This is a genomic window from Salipiger sp. (genome assembly GCF_048261495.1).
Taxonomy (GTDB): Bacteria; Pseudomonadota; Alphaproteobacteria; order Rhodobacterales; family Rhodobacteraceae; genus Salipiger.
In genome coordinates this window covers 158111-184935 of record NZ_JBLXFX010000008.1, presented here as the reverse complement: position 1 = coordinate 184935, position 26825 = coordinate 158111, and the positions used below count along the sequence as shown (strand labels likewise).

General features: G+C 67.2%; 23 protein-coding genes and 1 tRNA gene. 10 read left to right on the top strand and 14 right to left on the bottom strand.

Going from position 1 to position 26825, the window contains the following annotated elements; genetic code table 11:
* Positions 1 to 71: 71 nt before the first annotated feature.
* Genes trpE through ACN0RJ_RS16975 form a run of 4 tightly spaced genes read right to left on the bottom strand, consistent with a single transcriptional unit; the run spans position 72 to position 5158 of the window.
* Entirely contained in the window at positions 72 to 1586 is a 1515-nt protein-coding gene (gene trpE / locus ACN0RJ_RS16990) for an anthranilate synthase component I (protein WP_417721345.1), read from the bottom strand.
* 5 nt (positions 1587 to 1591) lie between these two features.
* On the bottom strand, positions 1592 to 3439 hold the full coding sequence (locus ACN0RJ_RS16985) for a peptidyl-prolyl cis-trans isomerase (RefSeq protein WP_417725003.1): 1848 nt from the start codon (positions 3437 to 3439) through the stop codon (positions 1592 to 1594).
* A 33-nt stretch (positions 3440 to 3472) separates the two neighbouring features.
* Positions 3473 to 4678, bottom strand: a complete 1206-nt coding sequence (locus ACN0RJ_RS16980; RefSeq protein ID WP_417725002.1) for an aminotransferase — start codon at positions 4676 to 4678, stop codon at positions 3473 to 3475.
* Positions 4679 to 4711: 33 nt separating this feature from the next.
* On the bottom strand, positions 4712 to 5158 hold the full coding sequence (locus ACN0RJ_RS16975; RefSeq protein WP_417725001.1) for a winged helix-turn-helix transcriptional regulator: 447 nt from the start codon (positions 5156 to 5158) through the stop codon (positions 4712 to 4714).
* Positions 5159 to 5244: 86 nt separating this feature from the next.
* Here ACN0RJ_RS16975 and ACN0RJ_RS16970 point away from each other — a divergent pair, with 86 nt between their 5' ends.
* Positions 5245 to 6117, top strand: coding sequence for an NmrA family NAD(P)-binding protein (locus ACN0RJ_RS16970; protein ID WP_417725000.1), 873 nt, complete (start codon positions 5245 to 5247; stop codon positions 6115 to 6117).
* A gap of 89 nt (positions 6118 to 6206) precedes the next feature.
* On the opposite strand, the gene gpt is transcribed toward ACN0RJ_RS16970, so the two are convergent.
* Both gpt and fabI read right to left on the bottom strand, forming a co-directional pair.
* Positions 6207 to 6713, bottom strand: a complete 507-nt coding sequence (gene gpt, locus ACN0RJ_RS16965) for a xanthine phosphoribosyltransferase (protein WP_417724999.1) — start codon at positions 6711 to 6713, stop codon at positions 6207 to 6209.
* 49 nt (positions 6714 to 6762) lie between these two features.
* On the bottom strand, positions 6763 to 7569 hold the full coding sequence (gene fabI / locus ACN0RJ_RS16960) for an enoyl-ACP reductase FabI (RefSeq protein WP_417721339.1): 807 nt from the start codon (positions 7567 to 7569) through the stop codon (positions 6763 to 6765).
* A 102-nt stretch (positions 7570 to 7671) separates the two neighbouring features.
* On the opposite strand from fabI, the gene pdxH reads away from it, so the two are divergent.
* The 8 genes from pdxH to ACN0RJ_RS16920 all read left to right on the top strand — a co-directional run bounded on the left by pdxH (position 7672) and on the right by ACN0RJ_RS16920 (position 18224).
* Entirely contained in the window at positions 7672 to 8277 is a 606-nt protein-coding gene (pdxH, locus tag ACN0RJ_RS16955; protein ID WP_417724998.1) for a pyridoxamine 5'-phosphate oxidase, read from the top strand.
* Between the two features lie 119 nt (positions 8278 to 8396).
* Entirely contained in the window at positions 8397 to 8924 is a 528-nt protein-coding gene (locus tag ACN0RJ_RS16950) for a cold-shock protein (protein ID WP_417724997.1), read from the top strand.
* Positions 8900 to 9364, top strand: coding sequence for a DUF192 domain-containing protein (locus ACN0RJ_RS16945; protein ID WP_417724996.1), 465 nt, complete (start codon positions 8900 to 8902; stop codon positions 9362 to 9364). The genes ACN0RJ_RS16950 and ACN0RJ_RS16945 overlap by 25 nt, the downstream gene beginning before the upstream one ends.
* A gap of 123 nt (positions 9365 to 9487) precedes the next feature.
* A complete protein-coding gene (locus ACN0RJ_RS16940) occupies positions 9488 to 10900 on the top strand; it encodes a calcium-binding protein (protein WP_417724995.1) in 1413 nt (470 codons plus the stop codon).
* A 60-nt stretch (positions 10901 to 10960) separates the two neighbouring features.
* Positions 10961 to 11037: transfer RNA gene (locus ACN0RJ_RS16935), tRNA-Pro, on the top strand.
* 151 nt (positions 11038 to 11188) lie between these two features.
* Complete coding sequence (locus ACN0RJ_RS16930; protein WP_417724994.1) at positions 11189 to 12967, top strand: calcium-binding protein; 1779 nt, start codon at positions 11189 to 11191, stop codon at positions 12965 to 12967.
* 436 nt (positions 12968 to 13403) lie between these two features.
* Positions 13404 to 17045 (top strand): vitamin B12-dependent ribonucleotide reductase, encoded by a 3642-nt coding sequence (locus ACN0RJ_RS16925; RefSeq protein WP_417721333.1) that lies wholly within the window; start codon positions 13404 to 13406, stop codon positions 17043 to 17045.
* 243 nt (positions 17046 to 17288) lie between these two features.
* Positions 17289 to 18224, top strand: coding sequence for an AEC family transporter (locus tag ACN0RJ_RS16920; RefSeq protein ID WP_417724993.1), 936 nt, complete (start codon positions 17289 to 17291; stop codon positions 18222 to 18224).
* Positions 18225 to 18242: 18 nt separating this feature from the next.
* Here ACN0RJ_RS16920 and ACN0RJ_RS16915 read toward each other — a convergent pair whose 3' ends face one another.
* Complete coding sequence (locus tag ACN0RJ_RS16915; protein WP_417724992.1) at positions 18243 to 19754, bottom strand: class I adenylate-forming enzyme family protein; 1512 nt, start codon at positions 19752 to 19754, stop codon at positions 18243 to 18245.
* Between the two features lie 65 nt (positions 19755 to 19819).
* On the opposite strand from ACN0RJ_RS16915, the gene ACN0RJ_RS16910 reads away from it, so the two are divergent.
* Complete coding sequence (locus ACN0RJ_RS16910; protein WP_417721330.1) at positions 19820 to 20440, top strand: helix-turn-helix domain-containing protein; 621 nt, start codon at positions 19820 to 19822, stop codon at positions 20438 to 20440.
* Between the two features lie 232 nt (positions 20441 to 20672).
* On the opposite strand, the gene ACN0RJ_RS16905 is transcribed toward ACN0RJ_RS16910, so the two are convergent.
* The 7 genes from ACN0RJ_RS16905 to ACN0RJ_RS16875 form a co-directional block, all read right to left on the bottom strand.
* Positions 20673 to 20900, bottom strand: a complete 228-nt coding sequence (locus tag ACN0RJ_RS16905; RefSeq protein WP_417721328.1) for a hypothetical protein — start codon at positions 20898 to 20900, stop codon at positions 20673 to 20675.
* A gap of 134 nt (positions 20901 to 21034) precedes the next feature.
* A complete protein-coding gene (locus tag ACN0RJ_RS16900; protein ID WP_417724991.1) occupies positions 21035 to 22324 on the bottom strand; it encodes a branched-chain amino acid ABC transporter permease in 1290 nt (429 codons plus the stop codon).
* Entirely contained in the window at positions 22321 to 23331 is a 1011-nt protein-coding gene (locus ACN0RJ_RS16895) for a branched-chain amino acid ABC transporter permease (RefSeq protein ID WP_417724990.1), read from the bottom strand. Before ACN0RJ_RS16895 ends, ACN0RJ_RS16900 begins: the two co-directional genes overlap by 4 nt.
* Before the next feature lie 64 nt (positions 23332 to 23395).
* A complete protein-coding gene (locus ACN0RJ_RS16890; protein WP_417721325.1) occupies positions 23396 to 23866 on the bottom strand; it encodes a hypothetical protein in 471 nt (156 codons plus the stop codon).
* 46 nt (positions 23867 to 23912) lie between these two features.
* Entirely contained in the window at positions 23913 to 24596 is a 684-nt protein-coding gene (locus ACN0RJ_RS16885) for an ABC transporter ATP-binding protein (RefSeq protein ID WP_417721408.1), read from the bottom strand.
* Between the two features lie 136 nt (positions 24597 to 24732).
* Positions 24733 to 25512 carry an ABC transporter ATP-binding protein gene (locus ACN0RJ_RS16880; RefSeq protein WP_417724989.1) on the bottom strand — a complete coding sequence of 260 codons (780 nt, stop codon included), beginning with the start codon at positions 25510 to 25512 and terminating at the stop codon, positions 24733 to 24735.
* 94 nt (positions 25513 to 25606) lie between these two features.
* Entirely contained in the window at positions 25607 to 26803 is a 1197-nt protein-coding gene (locus ACN0RJ_RS16875) for an ABC transporter substrate-binding protein (RefSeq protein ID WP_417721323.1), read from the bottom strand.
* Between the last annotated feature and the right edge of the window lie 22 nt (positions 26804 to 26825).

Below are 26825 nucleotides of genomic sequence, written 5' to 3'. Positions count from 1 at the left end.
TCTCTGGTTTTCAAATATCCCGGGGGAAGCGCGCATCGGCGCGCTCGGGGGCAGCGCCCCCGTCCGGACCCTCAGCCGTTGCCGGTGCCGGTGAAACGCGCCGCGTCCGCCGCCGCGCGCCGGATGGCGTTCGACTTGTGCACCGTTTCCATGTACTCGGCCTCCGGGTCGCTGTCGTAGACGACGCCGCCGCCGGCCTGGATGTAGAGCTTCTGATCCTGCACGATGGCAGTGCGCAACGCGATGCACATGTCCATGTCGCCGCCGGCGCTGAAATAGCCCACGCCGCCGCCGTAGACGCCGCGCTTTTCCGGTTCCAGCTCGTCGATGATCTGCATCGCGCGGACCTTGGGCGCGCCCGAGACCGTGCCCGCGGGCATGCCGGCAAAGAAGGCCGACAGCGCGTCCTGATCCTCGGCCAGTTCGCCCACCACGTTCGACACGATGTGCATGACGTGGGAGTACCGCTCGATGATGAACTTCTCGGTCGGTTTCACCGTACCGATCCGGGCGACCCGACCGACATCGTTCCGCCCGAGGTCGAGCAGCATGAGATGTTCGGCCAGTTCCTTGCGGTCGGCAAGCAGATCCGCCTCGAGCGCGCGGTCCTCTTCCGGTGTCGCGCCGCGCGGACGGGTGCCGGCGATGGGGCGGATCGTCACCTCGCGACCGAAGACCCGCACGAGGATCTCGGGCGAGGCGCCGATCACCTGGAAGCCGCCGAAGTTGAAGTAGAACATGAAGGGCGAGGGGTTGGTCCGCCGCAGGGACCGATAAAGTGCAAACGGCGGCAGCGGGAAATCCTGCGTCCAGCGCTGTGCCGGCACCACCTGGAAGATGTCGCCCGCGCGGATGTAGTCCTTGGCCTTCTCGACGGCGGCCTTGTAGCTCTCGCGGGTGAAGTTCGACACCGGCTCTCCGGCCTCGTGTGCATCGCCGAGATCGCGCGAGGCCTGCGGCATCGCCCGCTCGAGGTCGCGCACCGCGTCCATGACCCGTTCCGCCGCCTGCGCATAGGCGGCGCGTGCCGACATGCCCGAGGTCACCCAGGCCGGCGAGACCACCGTGACCTCGCCCTTGACCCCGTCCAGCACCGCCACGACCGAGGGGCGCATCATCACCGCGTCGGGCAGGCCGAGCGGATCGGGATTGACGTCGGGCAGATGTTCGACAAGGCGGATCATGTCGTAGCCGAGATAGCCGAACAGCCCCGCCGCCGCCTGTGGCAGGTCGTCGGGCAGCGCGATGCGGCTTTCGGCGATCAGCGCGCGCAGCGCGGCGAGGGGATCGCCGTCGATCCGGTCCCAGGCATCGGGGTCGAAGCGCGACTGCCGGTTGATCCGCGAGGCGCCGTCGTGGCACTGCCAGATCAGGTCGGGCTTCATGCCGATGATGGAATAGCGCCCGCGCACCTCTCCGCCGGTCACCGATTCCAGCATGAAGGCGTCCTTTGCCGCCCCCGTCAGCTTCAGCATCAGCGAGACCGGCGTGTCGAGATCCGCCGCGAGCCGCGCAAAGACCACCTGGTTTTCGCCCGCCTCGTAGGCGCGGGCGAAATCGTCATGCGAAGGCGTGATCGTGACCATGGCGGTTACCGGAAGTTGGTGAGCACGGCGTTGACCGCGGCCTGGTCGACCGTGACCCCGGCGCGCGCCTGAAGATCGGTGTTGTAGGCGCGGAACAGATCCTGCGCCACCGCATTGGCCGCCTGGTCCTTGACCAGCCCGGCAAGCCGTTGCGCGTTGTCGCTGGACAGATCCACCGGCGTGACGGTGTCGAGCCGCAGCACCAGCGCCTCGCCGGCGCCGGGCACCACCGTGGCGGTCCCCGGTTCCAGCCCGAAGGCCCGCGACACCAGCCCGGCGGGCACGCCTTCGGCCGAGGCATCGCGGGTCAGGCTGGCGACGGACTGCGGCCTCAGCCCCAGATCCTCGAAGGTGGCGCCGTCGCCGATCCGCGCGGCAAGGATTTCCCCCTGCGACACCAGCGCCTGCGTGGCCTGATCCTGTTCCCATCCCTGCTGGACCTGCGCGGTCACCTCTTCGTAGGGCTGCGGCGCGGGGGGGCGGATCTCGTCGAGGCGCAGCGCGAAGATGCCGCCGTCTCCGAGGCCGTCGATCTCGGGGTAGTCGCCCTCCGCGACGGTCCCGGCGGCGGTGCGGAAGGCGTCGTAGCCGGCGATGCCCTCGTTGCTCTGCGCGGTCCAGGCGATCTGCCCGAGTTCGAGGTCGGTATCCTTGGCCAGTTCTTCCAGCGTCGCACCGCCGGCGAGTTCGTCATCCACGCTTTGCGCCATGCCGTCGATCACCCGGCGCGCGCGGTCGAGCGCGAGTTCGTCGCGCAGTTGCGGCTCGGCCTCTTCGAAGGGAGTCTCCTGCGCCGCGAGAATGCCGTTCACGCGGTAGACCGCCGGTCCGAGCGGCGACCAGGCCGGGCCGACCACGTCCCCGGATTCGGCGAAGAACAGCGCCTCGCCGGCCTCCCCGAGCGAGGCCTTGGTGACATCGCCCATGTCGGCATCGGCCAGGTCCAGCCCGCGTTCCTCGATCAGGTCCTCGAAGGTGGAATCGCCGGTGCGCAGGCGCGACAGGGCCTCTTCGGCCTCGGCCTCGTCGCCGAAGACCAGGCGCTCGATCAGCCGCCGCTCGGGCAGGTTGAACTCGTCGAACCGCTCCTCGTAGGCGGCGCGCAGGGCCTGTTCGTCGACCTCGACCGAGCCGACGATCATCGCGGGCGTGAGCCAGGCATAGGTGATGACCTTGGTTTCCGGCACGGTGAACCTGTCGAGATTGGCGTCGTACCAGGCCTTGAGATCTTCCTCGGAGGGCACGGGCAGGCCGGTGGCAAGCTGGTCGCGCCCGATGCGCGCCCAGGTGAAGGCGCGGGTTTCCCCGGTCCAGCCGAGCAGGGTGTCGACATAGACGTCGGGCAGGGCGGTGCCGGACAGGACGGCGGCCTGCAGCAGCGCGCGCGCGGCGTCGTCACGGATGCCGGATTCGAAATCCGTCTCGTTGAGACCGGCGTTCTTCAGCGCGAAGGCATAGGCATCGCGGCTGAAATTGCCGTCCGGGCCCTTGAAGGCGTCGATGTTGCCGAGTTCCTCGGCGACCTTCTCGTCGCCGACGGAAATCCCGAGGCGCTGCGCCTCCTCGTCCATGGCGGCATTGGTCACGACCAGCGCCAGAACCTTGTCGGTCAGACCCAGGTCGCGCGCCTGCTGCACGGTCAGGGGCTGGCCGGTCTGCGCCTGGAAGGCGCGCATTTCGGATTGCAGCGCATTGGCGTAGTCGGTGGTCGTGATCTCGGTATCGCCGACGCTGCCGATGCTGCGCAGGGATCCCGAGAAATTGACCGCCCCGAACCCGCCGAAACCGATGATCGCCAGAAGCGGAACCGCCCAGATGAGCGCTTTCGCCTTGCTGCCCTTGCCGCTTGCCATAGTGGTCTTTCCCTTGCTCTCCGGTGCCGGTGTCTACGATGCAGCGTCCTGCGTCGCAAGGGGCCAGTCGAGCGCGGCAAGCCTGCGGAAAAGCTCCGCGATGGTCTCGCGGTTCACGTTTGCGAAAGCGAGCCGGAAGCACCGCTCGCCCGAGGCGTCGCCCTCGGGCACGAACATCGTGGCGGGCAGGGCGAGGATGCCCGCCTCGCGCACCAGCTTCGGCGCGAGGGTCGAGGAGCCTTCGGCGAAGGGATGTTCGAGATAGGCGAAAAAGGCGCCGAGCCCGCGCAGCTTCCAGCCCGCGGCCTCGATCAGGGGGGCGTTTTCCTCGAAGGCGGCGCGGCGGTCGAGGATCTCGGCCCGTTCGCCCTCGCGCCATTGCGTGAGGTTGCGCAGCCCCCAGAGCGCGGCGCGCTGGCCGAGCTGCGGCGCGCAGATGGCGACGGTGTCCTGGAATTTCTCGATCTCGGACAGCAGGGCGGTGTCGGCCAGAACCGCGCCGACGCGGTGGCCGGTCAGGCGGTAGGCCTTGGAAAAGCTGTAGAGCTGGATCAGGGTCGCGGCATGGTCCGGGCGCTGCAGCAGGTCGTGCGGCGCGCCGGGACGGATGTCGAAATCCTTGTAGGTCTCGTCGACGATCAGCCGGATGCCGTGGCGCTGCGCCAGGTCGAAGAAGGCGTGCAGCGTTTCGGCGGGGTATTCCACACCCGAAGGGTTGTTCGGCGACACGAGGACGATGGCGCGGGTCCGTGGCGTGATGAGCGGTTCCGCCGTCGCGACCTGCGGGATCAGATCGCCGTCGGTCGGCAGCGGGACCGAGGTCACGCCCTGCATGTCCAGCCACATCTTGTTGTTGAAATACCAGGGGGTTGGGAGAAGAACTTCATCTCCCTCCGTGCACAGGGCCGACAGCGTGGCCGCAAAGGCCTGGTTGCAGCCCGCGGTGATCGCGACGTTGTCCGCCGTCAGGCTGCCGTCGTAGATGCCGTTCCAATGGCCGGCCAGCTCCGCCCGCAGCTCGGGCAGGCCGAGCACCGGGCCGTAGAGATGGGCGGCGGTGTCTTCCATCATCTCCGCCATCGCCCTGCGCAGCGGCGCCGGCGGCGCCTCGACCGGGGCGGCCTGGCTCACGTTGATGAGCGGACGTTCCGGCGTGAAGGTCACCCCCCGGAGCCAGCGTTGCGCCGCCGGAATGGGCGGGGGAAAGGTGGCCTCGGTGCGGCTGATGTGCTGGGTCAAGATGGTCTCTCCGGGAAATCTGCGCGGACGCTATCAGGGGACCGTGGAGAGGGAAAGGGAGGCGCGGCCCTCCTCGGCGTCAAAGCTGGCGCGCGCGGTTCGGATGGCGTCGTGGTGGGCGTCGGCCCAGTGCATGAGCTGCGCGATCGGCGTCAGGGCCGAGGTCCCGAGCCCGGTCAGGCGGTATTCGACCGCGGGCGGTTTGGTCGGAAACACCGTGCGGGTGATCAGACCGTCGCGCTCGAGCTGGCGCAGCGTCTGGGTCAGCATGCGCTTGGAAATATCGCCCACCGCGCGTTGCAATGCCGAAAAGCGCCGCGGACCGGTCTCGAGCGCGGCGAGGATCAGCAGAGTCCACTTCTGCCCGACCCGGTCGAGCACGTCGCGCACCGGGCAGAGACCGGGGTCCGCGGGAGCGCCCTCGTAGGCCGCGATCCGGGCGAGAAGTCCGTCGCGGTTCCCCGCGTGTTCCCTTGTCATGTCCGAGTGCCTCCTTACGATGGGTGGGTCTGTGGTCTATTTATGAGACTATAACCCGAATCAATACCATCTGGAAGGAAAGACCGATGAGCGAAGGACTGACATACATGGTGACCGGCGCCTCCGGGCAACTCGGCGCGCTGGTGATCGAGGCGCTGCTGGCGCGGGTGCCGGCCTCTGCCATCGGTGCCCTCGTACGCCGGGAGGACGCGGCCGAGGCGCTGCGGGCCAAGGGCGTGACGGCACGCGTCGCCGGCTACGACGATCCCGCGGCGCTCGAGACGGCCTTCGCCGGGGTGGAGCGTCTGCTGCTCATATCCTCCAACGAGATCGGCAGCCGCGCGGACCAGCACCGCAACGTGATCGCCGCGGCCGAGGCGGCGGGGGTCGGCTTCGTGGCCTATACCTCGATCCTGCGCGCGGATCGCTCGCCGCTCACGGTTCTGCCGGGCGAACACGTCGCCACCGAACAGGCGCTCGCCGCCTCCGGTCTGCCCCATGCCGTCCTGCGCAACGGCTGGTACACCGAGAACTACACCGGCACGCTTGCGCCGGCGCTGGAACATGGCGCGATGATCGGCACCGCCGGCGAGGGCCGCATCTCGAGCGCCGCACGGGCCGACTACGCCGAGGCCGCCGCCGCCGTGCTGACCGGCACGCTGCCGCCGAGCGGCACCGTCTTCGAACTCGCGGGGGACCACGCCTTCACCCTGCCGGAATTCGCCGGGGCGGTTTCGGAACTCACCGGCAAGGAGATCGGCTACGTCGACATGAGCCCCGAGGCGTTTTCCGGGGCGCTGACCGGCGCGGGCCTGCCGCAGCCGGTGGCGGAGATGCTGGCGGACAGCGAGAAGGGGGCCTCGCTCGGCGGGCTTTACAGCGAGGATCGCACGCTTTCCGAGCTCATCGGCCGGCCGACCACGCCCTGGCGCGAAACGCTGGCGGCGGCGCTGGCCTGACGAAAACCGCCCCGCGCGACGGATCGCGCGGGGCGGCGCAAATTCCTTGGAAGGAATTTGCAAATCTTTTCGGAAAAGATTTGCGGCGCTCAGTCCGAATTGCCGCGATAGGGTTTGACGTATTGCAGCGCCATGTCCCAGGGGAAGAAGATCCAGGTGTCCTGGCTGACCTCGGTGATGTAGCTGTCCACCATCGGCTTGCCCTTGGGCTTGGCATAGACCGTGGCGACGTGGGCCTTCGGCAGATGCTTGCGCACCACTTCCAGCGTCCGCCCGGTGTCGACGAGGTCGTCGACGATCAGCACGCCGCTGCCGTCGCCCATTACCTTCATGTCGGGAAACTTGATGACCCTGGGGTCCGACTGGGTCTGGTGGTCGTAGCTCTTGACCGAGATCGTGTCGACCATGCGGATGTCGAGTTCGCGCGCGACGATCATCGCCGGGGCCATGCCGCCCCGGGTGATCGCGACCACGGCCTTCCAGCCGCCGTCCTCGGGGCCGTGGCCCTGCATCCGCCAGGCCAGTGCCCGCGCATCGCGGTGCAGTTGATCCCAGCTCACGTGGAAGCCCTTTTCGTGCGGCAGTCGGTCGGTCATCGGTGTCTCCCGGTCAGCGGTCGATGAAAAGGCGCGGCCCCGGCGCGCCTCAGCCCTTGGTGATGTCCGGCGCGTCGACGGCCTTCATGCCGACGACATGGTAGCCCGCATCCACGTGGTGGGTCTCGCCCGTCACGCCCGCGCCGAGATCCGACAGCAGGTACAGCGCCGAGCCGCCCACGTCGTCGATGGTCACGTTGCGCCGCAGCGGCGAGTTGTACTCGTTCCATTTCATGATGTAGCGGAAGTCGCCGATGCCGGAGGCGGCCAGCGTCTTGATCGGCCCGGCCGAGATCGCGTTGACCCGGATGCCGTCCTTGCCCAGATCCTCGGCCAGGTAGCGCACCGACGCTTCGAGCGCGGCCTTGGCCACGCCCATCACGTTGTAATGCGGCATGATCCGTTCGGCACCGTAATAGGTGAGGGTGAGCGCGCTGCCGCCGCGGCTCATCATCTTTTCCGCCCGCTGCATGATCGCGGTGAAGGAATAGACCGAGATGTCCATCGTCATGGCGAAATTGCCGCGCGAGGTGTCGACGTAGCGGCCGCGCAGCTCGTTCTTGTCCGAGAAGCCGATGGCATGCACAACGAAATCGAGGCTGTCCCACCGCGTCTTCAGGTCGTCGAAGAGCGCGTCCATCGACGCCTCGTCGCCCACGTCGCAGGGCAGGACGATATCGGAGCCGAGCTGCGCCGCCAGCGGGTCCACCCGCTTTTTCAGCGCGTCGCCCTGGTACGAGAACGCAAGCTGCGCGCCCGCGCCGTGCAGGGCTTTGGCAATGCCCCAGGCGATCGACTTGTCGTTGGCCAGGCCCATGATAAGGCCCCGCTTGCCCGCCATCAGAGAGTTTGACATACCCTTGCTCCACCCGGCATTGCTTATGTCCGTGTCCTTTAGGCGATCGGTCGGGGGTCATCAAGGGCAAGCGCCCCGAAGGCGCCGATCAGGAGACAGCAGATGAGCGACCGCAGCGGCATTTTCGCCGGAGACGATCCCTTCGACATCGCGCGCAGCTGGCTGGCCGAGGCGCAACGGAGCGAACCCAACGATCCCGATGCCATCGCGCTGGCCACCGTCGACGCCGACGGCATGCCCGACGCCCGCATGGTGCTGCTGAAGGAGATCGAGGAGGCGGCCTTCGTCTTCTATACCAACTACGGCAGCGCCAAGGCCCGCGAGATCGACGCGACCGGAAAGGCCGCCTTCGTCATGCATTGGAAATCGCTGCGGCGCCAGATCCGGGTGCGCGGCACCGTCACCCGCGAGGACGGCCCGCAGGCGGATGCCTACTACGCCTCGCGCTCGCTCAAGAGCCGTCTCGGCGCGCGCGCCTCGCGGCAGTCGCAGCCGCTGGCCTCGCGCGCGGCGCTGATGGCGGAGGTGGCGCGGGTCACGGCGACCCACGGCACCGCGCCCGAGCGGCCGTCCTACTGGGGCGGCTACCGCATCCGGCCGCTGCAGATCGAGTTCTGGGCCGATGGCGCCTTCCGGTTGCATGACCGTTTCGTGTGGACCCGGCAGAACCTTGCCGATCCCTGGGTGGTCACACGCCTGAATCCCTGAATTTCGCGCGACGTGAAATGCAAACAGGCACAAAATACAGGTTGCTTCCACTTGCATTCCCGGGTCCGCTTGAGGGATAGGGTCCCCGGGATATGTGAAGACCACCAGTGGAAACGCAGTTGAAACATCAAGACAGCGAAACACGTCGCGTGTTCGGCAAGGTGAAGTGGTTCGACCCGGTCAAGGGATTCGGCTTTGTCGTTTCCGATGACGGGGGGCCGGACATTCTTCTGCACGCCAACGTGCTGCGCAACTTCGGGCAGAGTTCCGTTGCCGATGCGGCCCGCATCGAACTGTCCGTTCAGGAGACGGAGCGCGGCATTCAGGCGATCGACGTCTACCGCATCGAGCCGCCCGAGGCGCCCGAAGGGGCCCCCCTTGCGGATTTCGAAGGCATCGATCCCGAAATCATGCGGGCGGCCCCCCTTGAACCCGCGCGGGTCAAGTGGTTTGACAAGGCCAAGGGCTTTGGTTTTGCCAATGTCTTCGGGGGGTCGCAGGATATCTTCATCCATATCGAGGTTCTGCGCCGGTCCGGGCTTGCCGATCTTCAACCGGGCGAGGCGATTGCCGTCCGGGTGATCGAAGGCAAGCGGGGTCAGATGGCTACCGAGGTATGCGCATGGGAATCCGCCACTCCGTCCTGAGCCTGCTGGCGCTGCTGATCGCGGCGCCCGCCGCCGCCGCCTGCCGGGACGACACCGTGATGCTGCGGGGCGACTGGGGCGGGGCGCGGTTCCGCGTCGCCGTCGCCGACGATGCCGCCGAACGGGCGCGCGGCCTCATGTTCGTCGAAGAGATGGCCCCCTCGACGGGGATGCTTTTCGTCTACGAGCGCGAACAGCCGACGGCCTTCTGGATGAAGAACACGCTCATCCCGCTCGACATGATCTTTGCCGATGCCGAAGGGCGTGTGGTGTCTGTGCATTCCGACGCCGTGCCCCATGACGAGACGCCGATTCCGAGCGGCGGCGCAGTGCAATACGTGCTCGAGATCAACGGCGGCCTTGCCGCGCGCATGGGCATCGTCTCGGGCAGCGAGATGCAGCATCCCGCCATCAACGGGGCCGCCTGGCCCTGCGACTGACCGGCCCGGTGGGTTCGTGCGCCCGGCGATCTATTGCTTCTGTCGACACGTCTGCGTTGCAATGTGCGTCCAAATCTCCCAAGCTTTGCGCATTGTTGAAGCAAATTCGGAAGGGGGCGTGTCATGTCGCACGCAATCGTGTCGCTATTTCAGTTCCTTGAACGCCTCGGACTGATCGACGGATCTTCGGACCCCGATTCCCTTGACGGCACCGGCGGTGCGGACACGATCCGCGGATATGACGGCGCCGATACCCTCCGCGGCCTCGGCGGCAGCGATCTGGTCCATGGCGATGCGGGCGACGACAGCCTGACCGGGGACTTCGGCCATGACACCTTGTTCGGCGGCGCGGGCCGCGACACGCTTGTCGGGGGCGCGGGCAACGATTCCCTGAATGGCGGGAACGACCGGGATGTCCTGTTCGGCAACGGGGGCGCGGATACCCTGACCGGGCTCGGCGGCGACGATGTCATCTGGGCGCAGGGCGGCAGCGATCTGGTCGACGGGGGCGGGGGGCTCGATCTGCTGCACGGGAACGAGGGCAACGACACGATCCTCGGCGGCTCCCATGCCGACGAGATCCGGGGCGACATCGGCAACGACAGTCTTCTCGGAGAGGACGGCCCCGACACGCTGGACGGGGGCGAGGGCGCCGACACCCTGCTGGGCGGCGGCGGAGACGACGTCATCCACGGTGCGCAGGGGCCGGACTACATCGACGGCGGCGACCAGTCGGATTCGCTGGAGGGCGGCGGCGATGGCGACACCCTCCTCGGCGGGGCCGGAAGCGACTGGATCGCGGGCAACGAGGGCAACGATTCGCTCGATGGCGGCGGCGGCATCGACACCCTTCTGGGCGGTCCGGGTCACGATGTCCTCGTCGGCGGCGCGGCCTATGACTATCTCACCGGCGGTCCGGGCAATGACACCCTGCGCGGCGGCGGCGGCGAGGATCGCATGGACGGCGGCGGCGGGGACGACCGGATCTTCGGCGGGCCGGGCCGCGACACGATCGAGGCGGGCGCGGGCGACGACGTCATCGACAGCGGCAGCGACGAGGATCTGGTCTATGCGCGCGGCGGCGACGATCTGGTCGAGGGCGGCGACAGCGATGACCGGATCTATGGCGGTCCGGGGAACGACACGCTGCTCGGCGGCATCGGCAACGACCTGCTGCGAGGGGGCGACGACGACGACAGCGTGACCGGCGGCGCGGGTGCCGATACGCTGGACGGCGGCTTCGGTGCCGACACGCTGGACGGCGGACCGGGCGCGGACACCTTCGCGGTCGGCAAGGACGGCGACCTCGTGCGCTTTGCCGATTTCGAGGCGGGGCTGGTGGAGGAAGTCTTTCTGACCGGCCTGCGCCCGGAGATCGGACAGTATGCGTTCGTCGGTCTGACCGGGGAGGATCTCGTGCTGACAGCCGAGGGGGCGGACACGCGCCTCTACGTGCCGGATGCCGATTTCACCGTTCTCTTTCACGATGTCACCGTCGCAGAGTTGCAGGCGACCGACGTCTTCCTGTTCGTCTGAACGATGCGGACCGAGTTTTGCCTTTTCAATTCGCGGGGGCCGGGCTATTGCCTGCCCCGTCGGGGCGTAGCGCAGCCTGGTAGCGCGACGGTTTTGGGTACCGTAGGTCGTAGGTTCGAATCCTATCGCCCCGACCACTTCCACCAGCATTCGACGTCATGTCGCGCGGACCCGTTTCGCCGGTCCCGGGCGCATGTCTCTTTCAACCCTCATCGTCGTTCGGGGACAGGGGCGGCCTATGCCTCTTTCGCGCGGGCGGGAGGTTCCGACGGCAAGAGGAGGTAAGCCATGTCGCGTTTCATACAATCCCTTTTCAAGAGTGCGGCCGAAGACCCGGTCATCAGCCCGGACGCGGTGATCGACGGGTCGGATCTCCCGGAAAGCCTGCCCGGCACGTCCGAGGATGACACGATCAACGGCAATGGCGGCGATGACACGATCGAAGGGCTGGACGGCAACGACGAACTGAACGGCGGCCCCGGCAACGATCTCATCCATGGCGGCTACGGCGAGAATTTCCTCGATGGCGGCGACGGGGACGACACGCTCCACGGTTACGAGGACACCCACCGCGAGATCGACGACGACGTGGTGGTCTTCGGCGGAGCGGGCAACGACCTGCTCTACAGCGGCGACATCTTCGGTGTGTACCTCAATGGCGAAGACGGCGACGACACGCTCTACATGGGCGGGGATTCCGCGCATGATGCCTATTCGGTGATCGGCGTCGGCGGGCCCGGGAACGATTCGATCGACTCCACCGGCGTCGGCGCCCGCCTGATCGGCGGAACCGGCAACGACACCATCACTTTCTCCGGGCCGGGCACTACGGTCGAAGGCGGCGACGGTGCGGACCTTATCGAGGCCTGGTTCGCCGGGAACCCGAGAGTCTACGGCGGCGAGGGCAACGATACGATCGTGGGCCTTTCCTCCTGGGCGCGGGCCTGGGGCGACGATGGCGACGATTTCATCTCGGACCTCGGCTCGTTCACCAGCGGACGACGCTATTACTACGGTGGCGAGGGCAACGACACGATCGAAACCCAGGCCCGCGGCTTTTTCGAGGGCGAGAACGGCAACGACGCGATCTTTGCCGTCGGCACCGGCGGCGGCACGATGCGCGGCGGCTATGGCGACGACACGATCTTCGGCGGAGAGTCGCAGGACATCATCGAAGGCGACGACGGCATGGATCGCCTCTACGGCTTCGACGGCAACGACACCCTCAAGGGCGGCACCGGCGATGACGTGCTCGACGGCGGCGCCGGGAACGACATCGTCAGCGGCAGCGACGGCAACGACACCCTCCGGGGCGGCGGCGGCAACGACGACGTGCGCGGCGGCAACGACGACGACCTGATCCTGATGCAGGGCGACGGAGCCCCGGACGTGACCGTCCGCGGCGATGCCGGCAATGACGAGATCCGCAGCACCGCGGAAGGCGGCGACTATGCCGGCGGCAGCGGCGACGACCACATCGTCGTCGTGTGGGACGGGTCGGTCGTCGGGGGCGGCGACAACGACCTGCTCATCGGCGGGCCGGGTCAGCAGACCCTGTCGGGCGGGTCGGGCGACGACACGATCCGCGCCGGAGCGGGCAACGACTCGGTCCTGGGTGGAGGCGGGTCGGACGTGATCAACGCGGCGGCGGATGACGACACGGTGGATGCGGGCAGCGGCAACGATACGGTGGTCGGCGCCGCGGGAGATGATTCCCTCCTCGGCGGCATCGGTGCGGACAAGATCAACGGCGGCGCGGGCGACGACACGCTGGTCGGCGGGGGCGATGACGATCTGCTGAACGGCGGCCCCGGTTCGGACGAGATCCACGTCGGGGACGGGGTGGATACCATTATTTTCAACAACTTGGAGGCAGGAGCTGTCGACGAGGTGATCTTCGACGGCCCGGATTCCGCCAGTTTCCTGTTCGTCGGCATCACCGAATCCGACCTGACCCTGACCTCTATCGGGGAGGATGTCCGGGCGGTTCACGACGCCACGGGCTACGAAGTGTGGTTCCGCGGTCTGGACGTGAGCGAGGTCGAGGCCGCCTCGATCTTTCTCTGAGCGCGCCCGTTCCGGGGAGTGCCGAAATTCGAGGCATGGCCGCGCGGCAACACAGGGGCCGCGCGGTTGTCCTCAAGTGATCTGTCAACAGCTGTGGATAACTTTGCCGCATCCCTGCGGTTTCTTCCCGTGGCGCCGGTGTTTCGGCCCGCTGGGGATATGTGGAGGAATCGAGGATAGACATAGCCCTTGTGTCCCCCGGGTCGGTCAACACCAAATATATGTACGTTTGACGAAAATTCCCGTTGACCCTTCCCCCCCATTTGCGCCAGTTTGTGTAGGCCGGAGAGAGAGCCACAATATCTAGTGGCCCACCGGCAGGGACAGACACACGAAAGCATCATTGAGCGACGGGCGCGGGTTGGGCTGCGCGCGTCCGGTGCGTCTCGCCCTGCCGATACCCGGCACGTGGTAGGATCAAACTGGGACACAGGCGATGAAGATCGAAAGAAAATTCACCAAGGCAGGGCAGGACGCATACGCGGGGATCGAGTTCGTCACCACGACCTCCGAGATCCGCAATCCGGACGGCACGACGGTCTTCAAGCTCGACGCCATGGAAGTCCCGGCGAAGTGGTCCCAGGTCGCCAGCGACGTCATCGCACAGAAATACTTCCGCAAGGCGGGTGTCCCGGCCGACCTCAAGCCCGTCGCGGAAGACGGCGTGCCGGAATTCCTGTGGCGCAAGACCGCAGAGTCCAAGGACACGCCCCGCACCGGCGAGACCAGCGCGAAGCAGGTCTTCGACCGTCTCGCCGGCGCCTGGGCCTACTGGGGCTGGAAGGGTGGCTATTTCACCACCGAAGAGGACGCCAGCGCCTATTACGACGAAATGCGCCACATGCTGGCAACCCAGATGGCGGCGCCCAATTCGCCCCAGTGGTTCAACACCGGCCTGCATTGGGCCTATGGCATCGACGGCCCGGCCCAGGGGCACTACTACGTCGATTTCCGGACCGGCAAGCTGACCAAGTCGAAATCCTCCTACGAACATCCCCAGCCCCACGCCTGCTTCATCCAGTCGGTGAAGGACGATCTCGTCTCCGACGGCGGCATCATGGACCTCTGGGTCCGCGAGGCGCGGCTGTTCAAGTACGGTTCCGGCACCGGCACCAACTTCTCCTCGCTGCGCGCGGAGGGCGAAAAGCTCTCGGGCGGCGGCAAGTCCTCGGGCCTCATGGGCTTCCTGAAGATCGGTGACCGCGCGGCGGGCGCGATCAAGTCGGGCGGCACCACGCGCCGCGCGGCCAAGATGGTCATCGTCGATGCCGACCACCCGGATATCGAGGAATTCATCAACTGGAAGGTCAAGGAAGAGCAGAAGGTCGCCAGCATCGTCGCCGGCTCCAAGATGCACGAGAAGATGCTCAACGCCATCTTCGACGCCATCCGCGCCTTCGACGGCTCCGAAGAGGGGGCCTATGACCCCAATGCCAACGACGCGCTGAAAAAGGCCGTCCGCGAGGCGAAGAAGCTTTCGATCCCCGAAACCTACATCAAGCGGGTGCTCGATTACGCGCGGCAGGGCTATGCCTCGATCGAATTCCCGACCTATGACACCGACTGGGACAGCGAGGCCTATGCCTCGGTTTCGGGCCAGAACTCCAACAACTCGATCCGCGTGACCGACGCCTTCCTCAAGGCGATCAAGGACAATGCCGAGTGGGAACTGATCCGGCGCACCGACGGATCCGTCGCCAAGACCGTGAATGCCCGCGAACTCTGGGACCAGATCGGCCACGCCGCCTGGGCCTGCGCCGACCCGGGCATCCAGTTCCACGACACCGTCAACGCCTGGCACACCTGCCCCGAAGACGGCCCGATCCGCGGATCCAACCCGTGCTCGGAATACATGTTCCTGGACGACACCGCCTGCAACCTCGCCTCGATGAACCTGCTGACCTTCCTCAAGAACGGCGAGTTCCAGTCCGAAGCCTACATGCACGCCACCCGTCTCTGGACGCTGACGCTGGAAATCTCGGTCACGATGGCGCAGTTCCCCTCCAAGGAAATCGCGCAGCTGTCCTATGACTTCCGGACGCTCGGCCTCGGCTATGCGAACATCGGCGGTCTGCTGATGAACATGGGCTTTTCCTACGACTCCGCCGAGGGCCGTGCCCTCTGCGGTGCGCTGACCGCGATCATGACCGGCGTCTCCTATGCCACCTCGGCGGAAATCGCCGGCGAACTCGGCGCCTTCTCGGGCTACGAGCGCAACAAGGCGCATATGCTCAAGGTCATCCGCAACCACCGCAACGCCGCCTACGGCGCCACCTCGGGCTATGAAAAGCTCGACGTGAAGCCGGTCGCGCTGGACCACGGTAACTGCCCCGACGCGACCCTGATCGAACTGGCGATGTCCTCCTGGGACGAGGCGCTGCGCCTCGGCGAACAGAACGGCTACCGCAACGCGCAGGTGTCCGTGATCGCGCCGACCGGCACCATCGGTCTGGTCATGGATTGCGACACCACCGGGATCGAGCCCGATTTCGCCCTGGTGAAGTTCAAGAAGCTCGCCGGTGGCGGTTACTTCAAGATCATCAACCGCTCGGTGCCCGCCGCGCTCGAAAAGCTGGGCTATCCCTCCAGCCAGATCGAGGAGATCATCTCCCACGCGGTCGGCCACGGTACGCTCGGCAACGCGCCCGGCATCAACCACACGGCGCTGATCGGCCACGGCTTCGGCCCGGCGCAGATCGAAAAGGTCGAAGCGGCGCTCGCCACCGCCTTCGACATCCGCTTCGTGTTCAACCAGTGGACCCTCGGGGCAGAGTTCTGCCGCGAGACGCTGGGCATCCCTGCGGCCAAGCTGAACGATCCGACCTTCGACCTGCTGAAGCACCTCGGCTTCTCGCGCAAGGACATCGACGCCGCGAACGACCATGTCTGCGGAACGATGACCCTCGAAGGCGCGCCGCATCTGCGGGTCGAGCATTACCCGGTGTTCGATTGCGCCAATGCCTGCGGCAAGAAGGGCAAGCGCTACCTCTCCGTCGACAGCCACATCCGCATGATGGCCGCCGCCCAGAGCTTCATCTCCGGCGCGATCTCCAAGACCATCAACATGCCGAACGCGGCGACGATCGAGGACTGCCAGAAGGCCTACGAGCTGTCCTGGTCGCTCGGAACCAAGGCCAACGCGCTCTATCGCGACGGCTCCAAGCTGAGCCAGCCGCTGGCCTCCGCGCTGGTCGAGGATGACGACGAGGCGGCCGAGGTGCTGGAATCCGGCAACATCACGGCAAAGGCGCAGGTCCTGGCCGAGAAGATCATCGAGAAGGTGGTCGTGAAGGAGGTCGTCCGCTCGCACCGCGAGAAGATGCCCGAGCGCCGCAAGGGCTACACCCAGAAGGCGGTTGTCGGAGGTCACAAGGTCTACCTGCGCACCGGCGAATACCAGGACGGCACGCTGGGCGAGATCTTCATCGACATGCACAAGGAAGGCGCCGGCTTCCGCGCGATGATGAACAACTTCGCCATCGCCGTGTCGGTCGGTCTCCAGTACGGCGTGCCGCTGGAGGAGTTCGTCGACGCCTTCACCTTCACCAAGTTCGAACCCGCGGGCATGGTGCAGGGCAACGACAGCATCAAGAACGCGACCTCGATCCTCGACTACATCTTCCGCGAACTGGCGGTCAGCTACCTCGACCGGACGGATCTCGCGCATGTGAAGCCCTCGGGCGCAGCCTTCGACGATCTCGGTCGCGGCGAGGAAGAGGGCGTGTCCAACGTCAAGGAACTGTCCGAGACGGCGGCCTCGCGCTCGCTGGAAGTGCTGAAGCAGATCAGCTCGACCGGCTACCTGCGCAAGCGCCTGCCGCAGGAACTGGTGGTGCTCCAGGGCGGGGCGGATGCCATGTCGGCGCTGACCACGCTGGTGCCCGAAGCGGCCAAGGCGGTGAACGCCAAGGCCGCGATGACGACCACGACCTCCTCGCTGGCGATGGATGCGCGGGTCAAGGCCAAGATGCAGGGCTACGAAGGCGAAGCCTGCGGCGAATGCGGCAACTACACGCTGGTGCGCAACGGCACCTGCATGAAGTGCAACACCTGCGGCGGCACGTCGGGCTGCAGTTGAAGAACCTCCGGCAAGGGCGTGGTTTTTCGATGAAAAACCCATCCCGCGCCGGTTAGTGACCCGGGGCGGGTGCGCCCGCCCCGACGCGGACAGGGCCGCAGGCAGAAAGCAAACGGGCGGTACAGATCAGAGCCCTGTCAGCAAACCTCCAAAGGCCCCCTCGGGGGCCTTTTTTTCCGCTGCGAGCTCCGGCACCCTGCATCCGGGACCGTTGCGGTCCGATGCCCGTACCCCGGAGACCCCATGTTCGAACCGCTGCTCCTGCTGCTGCCGATCTACCTGCTGATCCTGCTGGGCTTCGGGTTCATCCGGACCGGCCTCGTCGGTCCCGAAGCACTGCCGCAGCTCAGCCGTTTCACGCTGATCGTCTGCATTCCGGTGCTGGTCTTTTCGGCCGTGTCGAACGCCGGCGCGCTCGGCAGCTTCAACTGGATCTTCATCGCGGCCTATGCGGCGGCTTCGCTGCTGACGCTGCTTGTCGCGCAGCTTGTCCTGCGCCACCTCTTCGGGCTGAGACGCGGGCAGAGCTGGGTGGTCGCCCTCGGCGGGGCCTGTCCCAACACCGTCTTCCTGGGTTTCCCCGTGGCGCTGATCGTGGTGCCGGATGTGGCGGACCGGCTCTTTGCCTGGATCATGGTGGTCGAGAACATGATCGTCATTCCCTTCGCGGTGACCATGGGCGACGTGGTGGCGCGGCAGGGCGGGATGAGCCTCGGCGCCTCGCTGCGCGACACGGTGCGGCGGACCCTGTCGAACCCGACCGTCATCGGGCTGCTCGCCGGGCTGGCCTTTGCCGCGACCGGGCTCGTACTGGCCGATCCGCTGGACCGCACCCGCGCGATGATCGCCGGTGCCGCGCCGCTGCTGTCGCTGTTCCTGGTCGGCGGCAACGTGGCCCGAACCGCGCTGAGCGGGGTCGACGTCCCGGTGTTCTTCATCGCCGCGATGAAGCTGGTGGTGCATCCGCTGATCGCCCTCGGCGTCCTGCTGATGGTGCCGGGTATCCCGCGGGAGATCGCCTTCGGCGCGATGATCTTCGCGGCGATCCCGATGTTCTCGATCTATGTCATCTTCGCCGCGCGCCATGCGGGCGAAAGCATCGCCTCTTCGGCGCTGGTGGTCACCACGCTGCTCGGCGCGATCAGCGTCGGGGCGCTGGTCCTGTGGATTTCCGGCTGATTTCGGGACTTCGTGAAGTCACGAAATAGCATGATCCTTCAAAGCCTTGCGGATCAGTTTTCCGTTCGGATTCCGGGGCAGGGCGTCGAGCCTGACATAGGCGCGGGGCTGCTTGTAGCGGGCGAGGCGTTCGGCGGCGCGCGCCTTGAGCACCGCTTCGTCCAGCGCCGAGGCCGCGACATAGAAGGCCGCGACGATGCTGACGCCGTCCTTCACCTGCACGTCGGTCACGCCGATTTCGGTGACGCCGGGCAGATCGGCCAGCGCCGCCTCGACCTCGAGCGGGGAGACGCGGTAGCCGCCCGCGTTCATCATGTCATCCCCGCGTCCGAGGTAGGCGATCCGCCCGTCGCCGTCCATTGCGCCCTGATCGCCGGTCAGGAACCAGTCGCCGGCATATTTCGCTGCCGTCTCCTCGGGTGCACCGACATAGCGCAGCATCAGCCCGGGGTCCGAGCGGTGTACGGCGATGGTGCCCGGCTCTCCGAGCGGAACGGGGGCAGCGTCCTCGCCGAGGATGGCGATGCGCCGGCCCGGCTGCGGCGTGCCGAGCGTGCCCGGCACCGCGGTGCGTCCGGGCGCCGAGGAGATGAAGGTCGAACATTCCGACATGCCGTAGGCTTCGAAGATCTCGGTGCCGGTGGCCTCGCGCCAGGCGTCGCGGATCGGCTCGCCGAGCTTTTCACCGGCGGCAAGGCCGTGGCGCAGCTTGGGCAGAGGCGGCACGGGATACTTGAGGATATTGCGATAAACCCCCGGCGCAGATGCAAAAACCGAGGCATCGTTGCGCTTCATCAGCAGCGCGAGCTGCGCCGCATCCGTGCCCGCCGCCGGGATCAGCGCCGTCGCGCCCATGGTCCAGGGGTCCATCAACCCGGTGCCGAGCGTGTAGGTCCAGTTGAAGGCCCCGGCGTGCAGCAGCCGGTCGTCGGGGCGCAGGCCGTACCAGCCCTCCATCATCATCTGCCGGGCCCAGATCGCGCGATGGGCGTGACCGACCGCGCGGGGCGTGCCGGAGGTGCCGGAGGTGTAGATGATGTAGGCGAGCCGCTCGGGATCGCCGCGGTCGTAGGGCGCCGGGGGCAGGTCGTGCCAGGCCTCGTAGACCTCGGGTCCCTGCACCGGCACCGAGGTCTGCGGGCAGGCGACCCCCTCGGCCCGCAGGATCGCGGCGGGCGAAAGCTGCGCGATCATCCCGGCGACCTCCCGCTCGGTGAGCTGGGAGGAGGTCGGAACCGGCACGATCCCGGCGGCGATGGCCCCGAGGTAGGCGATCGGGAAATCGACGGTATTTCCGAGCCGCATCAACAGGATATCGCCCGGCGTCAATCCCCGCTCCAGCAGCCCGGTGGCGGTTCCGCGAACCGCCGCGGTGAGCCGGGCATAGGACCAGCGTTCGGCGCCGGTGGGCTTCACGATGGCAAGGGCGATCTTGTCGGGCGTGGCCTCGCCCGCCGCAAGCACATGGGCGGCGAGGTTGAACGGCGCGGGGCAGGGCGCGAAGGCGCCTTCGTCGAAAACGGACAGCATGCAAGGGGATTAGGCCCGGCGCGGGATTGTTGCAAGGGGGGATGGGCGGCCCTATAGAATGCTCCATGACACGCGATCCCAGAACCCTGATCCGTCTCGCCCGCGAAAACGGCGAAGAGACCCTGGCCGAGCCGATGGACCTCGGCCTGCGGGTGCGCGAGTTGCGCAAGGAGCGGGACTGGACGCTGGAACAGGCGGCGAAACAGGCGGGGCTTGCGCGCTCCACCCTGTCCAAGATCGAGAACGGCCAGATGTCGCCGACCTATGACGCGCTGAAGAAGCTCGCCGTCGGCCTCGGGATCTCGGTTCCGCAGCTGTTCACGCCGCCCAAGCGCGACCAGGTGTCGGGGCGCATGGTGCACCTGCGCGACGGCGAGGGGCAGAAACAGGCCACGGCAACCTATGAACACGAATTGCTGGCCGAAACCCTGACCAAGAAAAAGATGCTGCCCTACCGGGCGCGCGTCCGCGCGCGCTCGATGGAGGAATTCGACGGCTGGGTGCGCCACGACGGCGAGGAATTCCTGTACGTGCTGACCGGGATCATCCGGCTTTACACCGAATTTTACGAACCCATCGAGATGCGCCGCGGCGATAGCGCCTATTACGACGCCTCGATGGGGCACAATGTCGTGTCGGTCAGCGCCGAGGACGCGACGATCCTCTGGGTGACGTCTTTGGCGTGACGGGCCGCCGGAGTTCGGGCCCGGCCAGCGCGGCGAGGCGGTCGAGTTCCTCTCCCGGGTCCCAGTTGTACAGGCTGTCTCCCGTCCCGGGGAGGCGGGGCGAGGGCGCGGTCAGGACGTCGATGGTCGAGGCGGGCGCGGGCTGCCGCGCCTTGCTGTCGGATTGCATGGTCGGAACCTCCTGAGGGATTGCAGGGCGAACCCGCGACGGCCCCCGGCGGTTCCCGCGCCGTCACCCCGCCAGGCGGTCCACCGCCTGCGACAGCCGTTCGGAGAACAGCCAGTCGTCGAGTTCCTGCGCGGCTTCGAAGGGGGTCAGGTCATGGCGCGCGGCGATATGCGCGATCACCTCCTCCCGGCTCGGCTGCCGGCGGAGGGTTTCCGCGTCCAGGAACGGAAAGCGATCCTGCAGGCGCTGCTGCGCATCCTGCCAGTTCGCGGCGATGTCTTGCCAGTTCATGTCACTCATACCTCCGCAACGTCCGCTGGCGGGCGACGTTCCGGACGTGCCCGTCCGACCGGCAGAAAACCGCAGGCGCCCGCATGCCCTGCGCCAATCTGTGCGCAAACCTCTTAAGCAACGGTTAGCGGGAGTCAGCGCTCCGGGAGCAGCCCGCGCGGGGCAAAGCGCAGCACCAGCAGCAGGATCACCCCCATGGTCAGCAGGCGCATGTGCTGAACGCTGTCCAGCAGGTGCGCCTTGAGCCAGGAGCCGTCGGCCATGCCCGAGGTCAGCGCCACCATCAGCCATTGCCCGATCGGCTCCACCTGCACCCAGAGGAACCAGATCAGGAACCCGCCGAGCACCGAACCGAAGTTGTTGCCCGACCCGCCGACGATCACCATCACCCAGACCAGGAAGGTGTAGCGCAGCGGCTGGTAGGTGCCGGGCGTGAGCTGCCCGTCGAGCGTGGTCATCATCGCCCCGGCCAGCCCGCAGAGCGCCGAGCCGAGGATGAACACCTGCAGATGCCGCGCGGTCACGTTCTTGCCCATGGCCGCGGCCGCCACCTCGTTGTCGCGGATCGCGCGCATCATCCGTCCCCAGGGCGATTTCAGCGCAAGCTGCGCCAGCACCAGCAGGATGACCAGCACGGCGGCGAAGAGCAGCGAATAACCGAGCTTCACGTAGAGCGTCGAAGCCGTGGTCGGGTCCAGCCCCAGCCCGGCGGCGCGCTCGACAAAGCCGGGATCGGACTGCAGGTCGATCTCGTAGGGAACCGGGCGGGGCAGGCCGATCACGTTCTTGACCCCGCGCGCCAGCCAGTCCTCGTTCTTGAGCACGGCGATGATGATCTCGGCAATGCCCAGCGTCGCGATGGCCAGGTAGTCCGAGCGCAGCCCGAGCGCGGTCTTGCCGATGGCCCAGGCGACCCCCGCCGCCAGCACGCCGCCCACCGGCCAGGCCAGCAGCACCGGCAGGCCGAGCCCGCCGAGATAGCCGGTGGTCGCGGGGCTCACCGCCTCGACCGCCTCGACGGCGGGGTCGAGCACGGCGCGGTAGACGAAGAAGCCCGCCAGCACCACCAGCGCCACCACCCAGCCGCGCAGACCGGGGCGCAGCCGGGCCCGGGCCAGGGCCGCCGCCGCGATGATCCCGGCACCCAGCAGCAGGGCGCCGATCACCCGCGCGCCGCCCGCCGACCAGGCCTCGGCCACCGGCGGGGCCGACACCAGCACCACGGCGAGGCCCCCGGTCGCGACAAAGCCCATGACCCCGACGTTGAACAGCCCGGCGAGGCCCCATTGCAGGTTGACCCCGAGCGACATGATCGCGCTCACCAGCCCCATGTTGAGGATCACCAGCGCGGTGTTCCAGCTTTGCAGCAGGCCGGTTCCGACGATCAGCGCCGCCACCAGCGCGAACAGAGCCAAGGTCCTCATACCGATTTCCCCCTGAACAGGCCGGTCGGGCGGAACAGCAGCACGATCACCAGGATCACGAAGCTGACCGCGAATTTGTAATCGGTGGAAAGCAGCTGCACGAGCCCGTCCGGCGCCAGGCTCTCGGGCAGCGCATAGCCCAGCACCTTCTTCCAGGCATAGGTGATGCCGACCTCGGAAAAGGCGATGACGAAGCCGCCCGCGATGGCGCCCAGCGGACTGCCGAGCCCGCCGACGATGGCGCTGGCGAAGATCGGCAGCAGCAGCTGGAAATAGGTGAAGGGCTTGAAGCTCTTGTCGAGCCCGTAGAGCACTCCGGCCACGGTGGCGAGGGCGGCGACCAGCAGCCAGGTCACCAGCACCACGCGCTCGGGATTGATCCCGGACAGCAGCGCCAGATCCTCGTTGTCGGAATAGGCACGCATGGATTTCCCGGTCCGCGTGCGGCCGAGGAACCAGAACAGCAGCGCCACGACCACCACGGCGGTGACGACCGTGATCCCCTGCGACGTCTTCAGCGCCAGCCCCTCGTCGAGGCCGGTCATCTCCTTGAACCTGCGCGCGGAAATGATGAACCGCTCGCCATCGGAAAAGGTCTGGTCGTCCGGCCCGATGACAAAGCGGGTGAGGCCGTTGTAGATGAACATCACCCCCATCGAGACGATGACCAGGATCACCGGCCTGGCCTTCTGCGCGCGGTAGAAGCGATAGACCATCCGGTCGGTCACGAGCACCAGCACCGCCGCCCCGAGGATGCCGACCGGGATCGCCAGCAGCGCGGTCGGCAGCGGACCGAGCGTGACACCCGCCTCCTGCAGCGCGCGCGTGGCCAGGATCGCGCACATGGTGCCCCATGCCATGGTGTCGCCATGGGCAAAGTTGGAAAACCGCAGGATGCCGTAGATCAGCGTCACTCCAAGCGCGCCGAGCGCAAGCTGGCTGCCATAGGCCAGCGCCGGGATCAGCACGAAATTCGCAAGCGCGACAAGGGCGTTCAGCAGATCCATGCACGCCGCCTCCCTGCGGTGCCGGCGTCTCCCCGGCGGGCGGGCGCGATCTCGGCGCGGGCGGTCATTCTTCCGCCTCGCAGCGGCCGAGATAGCTGACGACCTGCGGGCCGTCGGAATAATGCACCGTGTAGCGCGCCGTGCCGTCCGGCGCGACGGTGAGCAGGTGTCGCGCATCGAAACTGCCGCCGGAGAGCGACATCGCGCCTGCGTCCCGCACTCCGACGATCTCGGTGTCGCCGGTCTCCGAGGACATCACCACGCTCACCACCATCGCCCCCTCGTCGAGCCCGCCGGCATCGCCGTTCAGCGTCACGCCATAGCCGCTTTCCGCGCAGGGCTCGTCCTCGCGGCATTCCGTGGCGAAGCGGCATTCCATGGTCAATTGGACGTGGAAGGGCGCATCCTTCAGCGAATAGCCCTGCTCCGGAGCGCCACTGTCCTCATGGTCCTCGTGATCCTGCCCGGACGCACCGGTCGCAAGGCCCGCCGCCACCGCCAAGGCCGCCGCCACCCTCAGGCCTGTCGTCTTCATCCACCCGTGCATCGGATCCTCCGGTATTCCATTTCGCCCCGGCCGGTCATCCGCCGAGAAAACTCGCCCGGACCTCGGGATCGGCAAGAAGATCCCTGCCGGTGCCGTCATGAGCGTTGCGCCCCTGCACCAGCACATATCCCCTGTCGGCGATCTCGAGCGCCTGGCGCGCGTTCTGTTCGACCATGAGCACCGGCAGCCCGGTGCGCGCCACCTCGATGATGCGGTCGAACAATTCGTCCATCACGATGGGCGAGACTCCGGCGGTCGGCTCGTCCAGCATCAGCACCTTTGGCCGCGTCATCAGCGCCCGCCCCACGGCGACCTGCTGGCGCTGGCCGCCCGAAAGCTCCCCCGCCGCCTGACGCCGCTTTTCCTTCAGGATCGGGAACAGGTCGTAGACCTGCGCCATCGTGTCCCGGAAATCGTCGCGCCGCAGGAATGCCCCCATCTCCAGGTTTTCCTCGACGGTCATCGAGGCAAAGATGTTGTGGGTCTGCGGCACGAACCCCATGCCCCGCGCCACCCGGTCCTGCGGCGACAGCGCCGTGATGTCCTCGCCATCCAGCCGGACCGAACCCGACCGCAGGTTCAGCATCCCGAAGACCGCCCGCATCGCCGTCGACTTTCCCGCGCCGTTCGGCCCCACGATCACCGCGATCTCGCCGCGCTCCACCGCGAGGGTGCAGCCGTGCAGGATGTCCGCGCCGCTGCCGTAGCCGCCGGTCATCGCCTCGCCGATGAGGTAGGGCCCGCGGGCAGCCGCCGGGTCACGGGATGCGCCGGTCACCGCAACCTCCCGTCTTCTTCGGTTTGCAAATATCCCGGGGGTGTGGGGGCAGGGCCCCCACGGCGCGAGGGTGCCGTCATCGGACCGCCTCCTTGTTCTTGAGACCGGTGCCGAGATAGGCCTCGATGACCTCCTCGTTGGCCTTGATCTCGGCCAGCGTACCCTCGGCCAGCACCCGGCCCTCTGCCATCACGATCACCGGATCGCAGAGACGGCCGATGAAATCCATGTCGTGCTCGATCACGCAGAAGGTATAGCCGCGCTCCCGGTTCAGCCGCAGGATCGCGTCGGCGATGGTGTTGAGCAGGGTCCGGTTCACCCCGGCGCCGACCTCGTCCAGAAAGACGATCTTGGCATCCACCATCATCGTCCGGCCGAGCTCCAGCAGCTTCTTCTGACCGCCGGACAGATTGCCGGCCCGCTCGTCCTTCAGATGGGAAATCGTCAGGAAATCAATGACCTCGTCGGCCTTCTTCAGAAGCGCGGATTCCTCCTGCGCGATCCGGCCACGCCCGAACCAGGCGTTCCACAGGGTCTCGCCCGACTGGCCGCCGGGCACCATCATCAGGTTCTCGCGGCAGCTCATCGAGGAAAATTCGTGCGCGATCTGGAAGGTGCGCAGCAGTCCCTTGTGAAACAGCGCGTGCGGCGGAAGTCCGGTGATGTCCTCGCCATCCATCACCACGCGGCCCGATGTCGGCGGCAGCGCCCCGGCGATTACGTTGAACAGCGTCGTCTTGCCCGCGCCGTTCGGCCCCACGAGGCCGGTGATCGACCCGGCGGCAATGTCCAGCGAGGCGCCGTCGACGGCATGAAAGCCGCCGAAATGGCGGTGAAGGTTCTCGACCCGGATCACGTGCGCTTCCCCCGCGGCGCGTCGATGGCGCCGTTCTTCTTGTCGAAACAGCCCGGAAATCGCTTTCCGGGCTGCCGTCGTCCCGATCCGTGCCTTACTTGAACGAGATCGTTTCGTACTTGCCGTCCTTCACCTCGTAGTACCGGTAGGTCCCGGCGGCTTCGCCCGGTCCGATCAGTTCCACGTTGGTGGCGCCGACATAGTCGATATCTCCGCCGGAGGCGAGGATTTCGAGGGCCTTGCCGAGCTCTCCCGGCAGGATCTTTTCGCCCGGCGCGTTCGCCACGTCGAGCACGTTGGCCGCGACCGACGCCGAGGAGGCCTCGCCGCCCTTCATCATCGCCAGCGCGATCAGCGCCGCGGCGTCGTAGCTTTCGCGGGTGTAGGTGCTTTCGGCGTTCACCCCGGCGGCTTCGGCCAGTTCGCCGAAGGCCGTGGCGCCGTCGCCCTCGGCCCAGGGCGCGGTGCCGAAGGAGCCGTCGATCGAGGTGCCGAGATCGGTCAGCAGCGCGTCGGAATACATGCCGTCACCCAGCACGAAGGTGTCGAAGGCGCCGCTGTCCAGCGCGCTGCGGATCATGCCCTTGCCGCCCTGGTCGGAATACCCCAGCACCACCAGCACGTCGCCGCCGGCCGAGGCCAGCGCGCCGACTTCGGCCGAATAGTCGCCCTTGCCGTCCTCGTGCGGCGCGGCGAGGGTGATCGTGCCGCCCGAGGCTTCGAAGGCCGCGGTGAAGGCATCGGCAAATCCCTTGCCGTAGTCGTTGTTGGTGTAGGTCACGGCGACAGAGGAGATGCCGCGCTCGCCCAGAACCTCGGCCATGACCTCGGACTGGCGCATGTCGGAGGGCGCGGTGCGGAAGAACAGGCCGTTGTCCTCCACGGTGCTGAGACCGGCGGAGGTGGCCGAGGGCGAAATCATCGGCACGCCGTTCGGCAGCGCGACGTTGGCAAGGACCGCGCCGGTGACGCCGGAACAGTCGGCGCCCATGATCGCGATCACGCCGTCGGTGGTGATGAGACGTTCGGCGGCGGCGGTGGCGGCGGCGGCATCGGTGCAGGTGCTGTCGGCACGCACCGGGACCAGCGTCACGCCGTCGAGGAACTTGCCGCTGTCGTTGACTTCCGCCAACGCCAGTTCGGCGCTGCCCGCCATCATCGGCGTCAGCGATTCAATCGGGCCGGTAAAGCCGAGAATCACGCCGATCTTCGCTTCCATCGCGTGGCTTTCCGCCCGGGCGGTGCCGGTGACGGCGAGGATTGCGGCAGATGCCAGAAGCCATTTTTTCATGGTCGTTGAACTCCCTTGGTGG